The sequence below is a fragment of the Enterobacter sp. BIDMC 29 genome (genome assembly GCF_019378755.1).
GTDB classification, from domain to species: Bacteria; Pseudomonadota; Gammaproteobacteria; order Enterobacterales; family Enterobacteriaceae; genus Enterobacter; species Enterobacter ludwigii.
Genome location: NZ_CP080000.1, coordinates 288,492 through 295,161, shown reverse-complemented (window position 1 = coordinate 295,161; position 6,670 = coordinate 288,492). Strand labels below are relative to the sequence as shown.

General features: G+C 49.6%; 8 protein-coding genes. 6 read left to right on the top strand and 2 right to left on the bottom strand.

Features of this window, described 5'->3' with window-relative positions:
- Positions 1 to 113: 113 nt before the first annotated feature.
- Complete coding sequence (locus JTA15_RS01370) at positions 114 to 440, bottom strand: helix-turn-helix domain-containing protein (protein WP_014169010.1); 327 nt, start codon at positions 438 to 440, stop codon at positions 114 to 116.
- An 89-nt stretch (positions 441 to 529) separates the two neighbouring features.
- On the opposite strand from JTA15_RS01370, the gene JTA15_RS01365 reads away from it, so the two are divergent.
- Complete coding sequence (locus JTA15_RS01365) at positions 530 to 856, top strand: nuclear transport factor 2 family protein (protein WP_063214843.1); 327 nt, start codon at positions 530 to 532, stop codon at positions 854 to 856.
- A complete protein-coding gene (locus JTA15_RS01360) occupies positions 856 to 1,635 on the top strand; it encodes an SDR family oxidoreductase (RefSeq protein WP_219372770.1) in 780 nt (259 codons plus the stop codon). The genes JTA15_RS01365 and JTA15_RS01360 overlap by 1 nt, the downstream gene beginning before the upstream one ends.
- Positions 1,636 to 1,967: 332 nt before the next feature.
- Here the strand turns inward: JTA15_RS01360 and gstA are convergent, their stop codons facing one another.
- The gene (gene gstA / locus JTA15_RS01355) at positions 1,968 to 2,573 is read right to left on the bottom strand and encodes a glutathione transferase GstA (protein ID WP_059306796.1); all 606 of its coding nucleotides are present in this window, start codon (positions 2,571 to 2,573) and stop codon (positions 1,968 to 1,970) included.
- Positions 2,574 to 2,701: 128 nt separating this feature from the next.
- Between gstA and JTA15_RS01350 the strand changes: the two genes are divergently transcribed.
- The 4 genes from JTA15_RS01350 to JTA15_RS01335 all read left to right on the top strand — a co-directional run bounded on the left by JTA15_RS01350 (position 2,702) and on the right by JTA15_RS01335 (position 6,572).
- Complete coding sequence (locus tag JTA15_RS01350; protein WP_032681488.1) at positions 2,702 to 3,577, top strand: LysR family transcriptional regulator; 876 nt, start codon at positions 2,702 to 2,704, stop codon at positions 3,575 to 3,577.
- A 268-nt stretch (positions 3,578 to 3,845) separates the two neighbouring features.
- Positions 3,846 to 4,352 carry an ATP-binding protein gene (locus JTA15_RS01345; RefSeq protein ID WP_214580652.1) on the top strand — a complete coding sequence of 169 codons (507 nt, stop codon included), beginning with the start codon at positions 3,846 to 3,848 and terminating at the stop codon, positions 4,350 to 4,352.
- A gap of 297 nt (positions 4,353 to 4,649) precedes the next feature.
- Positions 4,650 to 5,387, top strand: coding sequence for a metallophosphoesterase (locus JTA15_RS01340; protein ID WP_219372769.1), 738 nt, complete (start codon positions 4,650 to 4,652; stop codon positions 5,385 to 5,387).
- Between the two features lie 309 nt (positions 5,388 to 5,696).
- The gene (locus JTA15_RS01335) at positions 5,697 to 6,572 is read left to right on the top strand and encodes a GyrI-like domain-containing protein (RefSeq protein WP_020885047.1); all 876 of its coding nucleotides are present in this window, start codon (positions 5,697 to 5,699) and stop codon (positions 6,570 to 6,572) included.
- Positions 6,573 to 6,670 lie beyond the last annotated feature (98 nt).

Here is a 6,670-nt window from a genome sequence, read left to right as displayed (position 1 = left end):
ATTAATGTCCACTCCCGGCACAAAGCGGACCGAAATAAGAGCCGCAAGGTCTGCTATCAGCAAGGAATGAACATCAACAATTTTCGACCATAAACAAAAATGTACCCGAGCCCCTAAACCTCGCGTTTTTCTGCCCATTTCAGCATCGCATCAAGAGCCGGACACAGCGCCTGCCCCCACTCAGTGAGCCGATATTCGACTTTCGGTGGAACCTGGGGATATACCCTACGTGACACAATGCCGTCGGCCTCCAGCTGTCGCAGCTGTTGTGCCAGCATCTTCTGCGAAATTTCGGGGATCAGTTTTTCAAAATCAGAATAGCGTTGCACCTTTCCGTCGAAAAGATGAAACAGAATAATGAGTTTCCAGCGGCCTTCCAGCATTCGCAGAACTTGTTCCACGCCGCTTGCGGCGGTTTCAGGGCTATATAACTTACTCATAATTCAGTTGCTCACTTTTTTGTGCGTACTTGTCAATTTTACAGTCTATGTTAAAAATTCCCGTACTGTAAATAACGGGAGTAAGGGCCATGTCATTATCTCTACCGCAAGCTATTTCAACCTATTTTGCGATCGGCAATGGTGCCGATATTGCCAGCGTTAAGCGCTGTTTTACCCTCAATGCCGTCGTGTTCGACGAAGGTAAAACCCATCGGGGGCACGCGGCAATCGAAGCGTGGCAACGCGCGGCGCGGGCTGCGTTCGACTATAGCGTTCACCCCATTGAAGTTCTCACGGAAGGCGATCGGGTAATAGTCACCACGAACGTTGTCGGTAATTTTCCCGGCAGCCCCGTGATGCTTACACATACTTTCGGCCTCGCTGGCGACAAGATTGCGACTCTGGAGATAATCTGATGCTGATGGATCTTGATTTACAGGGCAGACGTGTTCTGGTTACCGCAGGTACCAAAGGGATCGGCAAAGCAGTTGTCCGCCTTTTAAAACAGCAAGGGGCAACGGTGCTAACCACCGCGCGTCACGAGCCCGCAGAATCTACCGCAGACGCTTTCGTGGCAGCGGATCTGACCACCATCCAGGGATGTAATTTAGTCGTGGACGCCGTTCAGAAACACCTGGGCGGCGTCGATATCATCATCCACGTAGCAGGCGGTTCTACCGCTCCCGGCGGTGGGTTTGCAGCCCTTGGGGAAGAGGAATGGCAACAGGAACTCAATCTTAATCTATTGCCTGCGGTACGCTTAGATCGCGCGTTGTTGCCGGGGATGCTGGCGCAACAGGATGGAGTGATCATCCACGTCACCTCTATTCAGCGTGAAATGCCGTTACCGGAATCGACCACCGGATATGCGGCGGCCAAAGCGGCACTGTCGGCGTACAGCAAAAGCCTGTCGAAAGAAGTGTCCCCTAAGGGGATTCGGGTGGTGCGTGTTGCGCCTGGCTGGGTAGAAACCGAAGCATCGGTAGCGATGGCGGAACGACTTGCTCAGCAGGCTGGAACGGACTACGAGGGCGGTAAGCAGATCATCATGAATGCACTCGGTGGAATTCCGCTGGGCCGTCCCTCAAAGCCTATCGAAGTGGCGAACCTTATCGTCTTCCTCGCGTCATCCTGTGCTGCCACTATTACCGGTACGGAATATGTGATCGATGGCGGTACTATCCCGACGGTATAATTTTATATCTTAAACAGTGCATTATTTTGAGCCTTAACGTTTCCTCACGACAAACGAGTGGCCAGGCGTAACGGCGGCTTAGGGTATAAAGCGGCCTGATATAAGAGCCGCAAGGTCTGACTTGAGGCATAGATTAAGGCAAAAAGTCGCGCGGCGTTGAGTCCATAATGAAACGAAAGCAGCAGTGAATGCCGCCGGGAATTGGTTTCAGCGTCAGCTCATGCTACGGAGCAGAACGCTACGCGCAACTTCAGGCCCGCGTAGAACAAAGGGCAGACGACCTCTTTGCAGACACTCAACATGCTGTGTCCAGCAATAAGCGATTACCTACCCTACTGAGACGCTTCAGCCAGTAATGCAGCCTGTACAGCAGGTCGGGCATTTATTTTTTCCATGTACGCCGGTAGCGCTGGCCAGCGTTCCAGTTGGATTGAGAAGAATTTACACCAACCCAGTACAGTAAAAAGGTAGGCATCCGCTACGCTGAAGGATGAGCCAGTCAGATAGGTGTTTTCGTCGAGCCTCGCCTGGAGTAAATCGAACTGTCGGAAGAGCTTATCCTGAAAAATCGCTTTAATGTCCTCAGGCAGCGCGGGGTTGAACAGCGGTGCTGAGCCAGCGTGTATTTCACTAGTGATAAAGTTAAGCCATTCCTGCAGACGCACCCGAGCCCAACTGTCCGCGCGCGGTGCCAGGCCATATTCTGGTTTAAGATCGGCGAGGTACTGCACAATGGCTGGCCCCTCAGTGAGTATCTGCCCATTATCCAATTCAAGTGCAGCGACATAACCTTTAGGGTTAATGGTGCGGAACTCGCGACCATCAGCAGTGAGCTTGCTTTTGTTGTTAACCTTCACCAGTTCAAATTCAATTTCCAGTTCGCGCAGCACAATGTGCGGTGATAACGAACAGGCATCCGGGGCGTAATAGAGTTTCATGTTGTCTCCGTTAAATGTGTAAAGCCATCGAGAAATTCGAAGCAATTCTGAACTCACTGTATTTGACGCGTATTTCACTGTAAAATTAATGATATAGAATTTAACTATTAGCTGAGCTACTGATAATCATGATGAATCTTTTACACTGGCGCCTGCTGGTGGCCGTCGCGGATGCCGGCAACATCTCGCGCGCCGCAGAAGAGATAGGAATGACTCAGTCAGGTGCCAGCCAGGCCATCGCCCAGCTCGAAGCTTCGCTTGGATTCCCGGTATTTACGCGTGAGCGACGGTATATCGGTATTACCGCGCTGGGTGAGCAGGTTATTGAAAATGCACGAAACATGCTTTCGCAGCTGAATGCCATTCGCATACTGGCTGATAAGAGCCGAGACTTACACCGGGGGCGCATTCGCCTGGCCAGTTTTCCCTCAGTGACGTCCACATTGTTGCCAGGGCTTCTTCGCGACGTTAAGCGCCTGCATCCGGGTATTGAAATCGTTGTCCTGGAAGGATCGGACGAGGAAGTCGAGGAGTGGCTTGCCGCCGATACCGTAGAACTTGGGGTGGTCATGAATCCCGGCCCCGGGCGTGCAGAGGTTATATTAGGACAGGATGCATGGGTCGCGGTAATACCAGCGAAACATCAGCTGGCACATCATGCCAGGGCTTATGGCATAACGCTAAAGGCGCTGGCAGACCAGCCCTTTATTCTGGCGACAGGCGGATGTGTCGTTAATGGAAAAAGCCTGATGGAAATGGCTGGTTTGCAACTTTCTGATATACGCGTGACAGTACGCGACTGGATTAGCGCCTGTAAGCTGGTCGGGGAAGAGATGGGCGTCGCCCTTGTACCTGAATCAGCCCTGCCGGAGACGCTGCGCAACCTGTGCGTGGTGCCTTTGACGCCTGCTATACACCGGGAATTTGGGCTGGTTTGTTCGTCATCTGGAGCGTCTTCTGATGCAACGCAGACGCTACTTAATGCGCTACGTAAGCGAAGATGAGACAGCAGGTGTTATTCAATGCAGCGCCTTGTTAAATGTCCGTTTCTGACACAAAGCAGCCAAACTCACTGGAGTGGACATTCAGTGTATAAGGGAAAAAATTGCTGATTTTGCATTCAGGCCCTGTTAACTTGAATGACAATGAAAACACACTCTGTCCTATTCCATTCAATGATTATTATCACCTGTCTGACTCAGGTGGGATAACGTTCGCCATTTTCCCGCCGGTAAGGCGGGCCTTACCGGTAAAAATCCCGTGAGGTAAATAATGGATATCGCTTCAGTAACAACGTCAGAAAAACCCACTTTGCACTTGTTATGTGGGAAAATTGCATCAGGCAAATCCACATTGTCAGCAAAGTTAGGTGCATTACCCGGCACCATAATTGTCAGTGAAGATTATTGGCTGGCTGCCCTCTTTGCCAATGAAATGCAATCCATAGCTGATTATGTGCAGTATTCCTCAAGACTCAGAAACGCTATGAAGCCTCACCTGGTGTCGCTACTCAAAGCGGGTTTATCCGTAGTTCTGGATTTTCCGGCAAACACACAAACCAATCGTGAATGGATGATGAGCATCATTAAGGAGTCAGGTGCCAGTAACAGACTGCATTATCTGAAAGTTACTGATGAAGTATGTAAATCCCGCTTGCGCGCCCGTAATGCAGAAGGAATGCATGAATTTACAGCCTCAGATCAAGAATTTGAAACCATAACGCGCTTTTTCGCAGAGCCAACGGCTGATGAAGGGTTTGATATTATTGAATACAGCTGAATTTACTTTTCTGCACAAAGCGGACCGGCATACGAGCCGCAAGGTCCGCTTTGAGCGAAAAGCGGACCTTACGCATCCCTGCTAACATTGGCTCTGAGCATTAGAAATTAAACTTAGCGATTTACTGTGAATTCCCGACCGCCTTCGGAGCCAGTTTGATTCAGCGTAACTTTTGAATTACCGATCCTAATTAATCTGTCCATTGTTGCCATAGTGGTGAAAAAATGAAATTTGAAACCGGATTTATGGCCATGTATCACGATCTTGTTCCCCACACAATAATCGTATGAGGCCTTTATGCTGATAGCGCAGGTTTCAGACATTCACGCCTCACCCGAGAATGATCATCTGTTTCGGTTCGACCAGATATTAAATTGGCTTACGCATCTGCAACCGGACGTACTGGTACTTACAGGTGATCTAACGGATGGGTATTGGCAGGAAGGTTATGTACAGAAAGCTGACCGCCTGAATCAGCAAAATTACCCTTCGTATATCCTGCCGGGTAACTCAGACGACCGCAGTCTGATGCGTTCTGTTTGGGATGAAAATAGATGGGCGCACGATGCCCAAGGAGAAGCCCTGCACTTAATTCATAATACCGGTGGCATTCGCCTGATTGGTCTGGATTCGACGGTTAATTATAAGGATTACGGCAGTGTGACTGACCATCTGGAATGGTTGGATAATCAATTTAGCGACGCAGACAGCCCTCCTTCATTGCTGTTTTTGCACCATCATGTATTTGCATCTGGCATACCAACGCTAGACGAAACTATGTGCAGAGGTCTAACTGAGATGGAAGATTTGATAAGACGCTCCCCGACCAGACTACTCGCCATTTCTACAGGCCATGTCCATAGACCAATAGCTGGTACATTTGCGGACATACCTGCCTACATTTGTGGCTCCGTCTGCCCGGCTAATCCTGTCTGGTTTGGAACAGTAAACGCTCCTCCTGCAAATGACCCGCCAGCGTTGATGATTCACCGCTACGTCAGTAACTCTCTTACCAGTCATCACGCTTGCGTTTAACTGGCATTCAGAAAATGCATAGACCTCATAGAAAACGACCTGACCCCCAGTGATTAATACATAATGGTTGCGAAGGAGAAATGCCTGCTTTTGGCACAGAGCGGGCGAACTCACCGAGCATAAAGTCCGCTGTGAGCGAACAGTGGAAGTTCGGCATGCATATTGACATCGAGAGTCTTGAGCAATGGGGAGCAAGTCAAAGGTTCGAAAGATAGCCACCTGGAAATGCTCCCCTTTGTACGTCATTGAGCAAGATCGGTCAGGCAAACTGAATCGCCTTCGAGCATATTAAGCAGCACGGAGGAAGTCATGTGTGATAATAAAACTGATAGTTACGCCAGACGCTTTAAACAGGTCTTTGATTATATTGACCACCATCTCGATGACGCTTTATTACTGGAAAAACTGAGTGAAGTGGCTCACTTCTCGCCATTTCATTTCCATCGTCAGTTTTGTAGTTATTGTGGGATGCCACCTGGCCGTTACATCCAGATGATGCGCTTAAAACGCGCATCTTATCGACTGGCTTTTAATCCGTTAGAGAAAATCACTGATATCGCGTACGACGCCGGTTTCCAGCATTCTGAATCATTTAGCCGTGCTTTCAGACAAATGTTCGGTCTATCACCGACGCAATTCCGCCAGCAGCCCCCCTGGGTGGATTGGCATAAGCGCATATCCGAACCTTACAAAGCCAGGAGACAAACCATGCAAAGCCAGGTCAGGATCATTACTTTCCCCGCGACGTCAGTCGCAATGCTGACACATTATGGACAACCGGAGCGAATAAACGAAACGGCGGCTCGCTTTATTGAATGGCGAAAAACCACGGGTTTTTCACCGGTTGCCAGTAGCCAGACATACGGTATTGCACCACACGATCCAACCTTAACGCCGCCGGATGAATTTGAGTTCCATATTTGCGGAACCGTCACGTCACCCATTATTGAAGACAATCGCTTCGGGGTGATAAATAGTGACATTCCGGCTGGTCGCTGTGCGGTGTTACGTCATCAGGGATCGCATGATGCGTTAACCGGGTTGGCTAAGTCTCTGTATCGTGACTGGTTGCCAGAGAGCGGAGAGGAACTTCGCGACTTCCCGCTTTTCTTTCATTACCACAACTTTGTGCATGAGGTAGCAGAACATGAATTACTCACGGATATATATTTGCCGTTAAAATGAGCTGATTCCGGGTTATTGTTCATCGTTGACCTGCTCCCCATCAATTAAAACCGTGATATTTGCAACGTCCACTCCTGGCACAAAGCGGCCAAACTAAC

Coding starts and splice junctions, on each gene's coding strand:
- JTA15_RS01370 (WP_014169010.1), bottom strand. CDS start 440: ATGAGTAAGTTATATAGCCCTGAAACCGCCGCAAGCGGCGTGGAACAA.
- JTA15_RS01365 (WP_063214843.1), top strand. CDS start 530: ATGTCATTATCTCTACCGCAAGCTATTTCAACCTATTTTGCGATCGGC.
- JTA15_RS01360 (WP_219372770.1), top strand. CDS start 856: ATGCTGATGGATCTTGATTTACAGGGCAGACGTGTTCTGGTTACCGCA.
- gstA (WP_059306796.1), bottom strand. CDS start 2,573: ATGAAACTCTATTACGCCCCGGATGCCTGTTCGTTATCACCGCACATT.
- JTA15_RS01350 (WP_032681488.1), top strand. CDS start 2,702: ATGATGAATCTTTTACACTGGCGCCTGCTGGTGGCCGTCGCGGATGCC.
- JTA15_RS01345 (WP_214580652.1), top strand. CDS start 3,846: ATGGATATCGCTTCAGTAACAACGTCAGAAAAACCCACTTTGCACTTG.
- JTA15_RS01340 (WP_219372769.1), top strand. CDS start 4,650: ATGCTGATAGCGCAGGTTTCAGACATTCACGCCTCACCCGAGAATGAT.
- JTA15_RS01335 (WP_020885047.1), top strand. CDS start 5,697: ATGTGTGATAATAAAACTGATAGTTACGCCAGACGCTTTAAACAGGTC.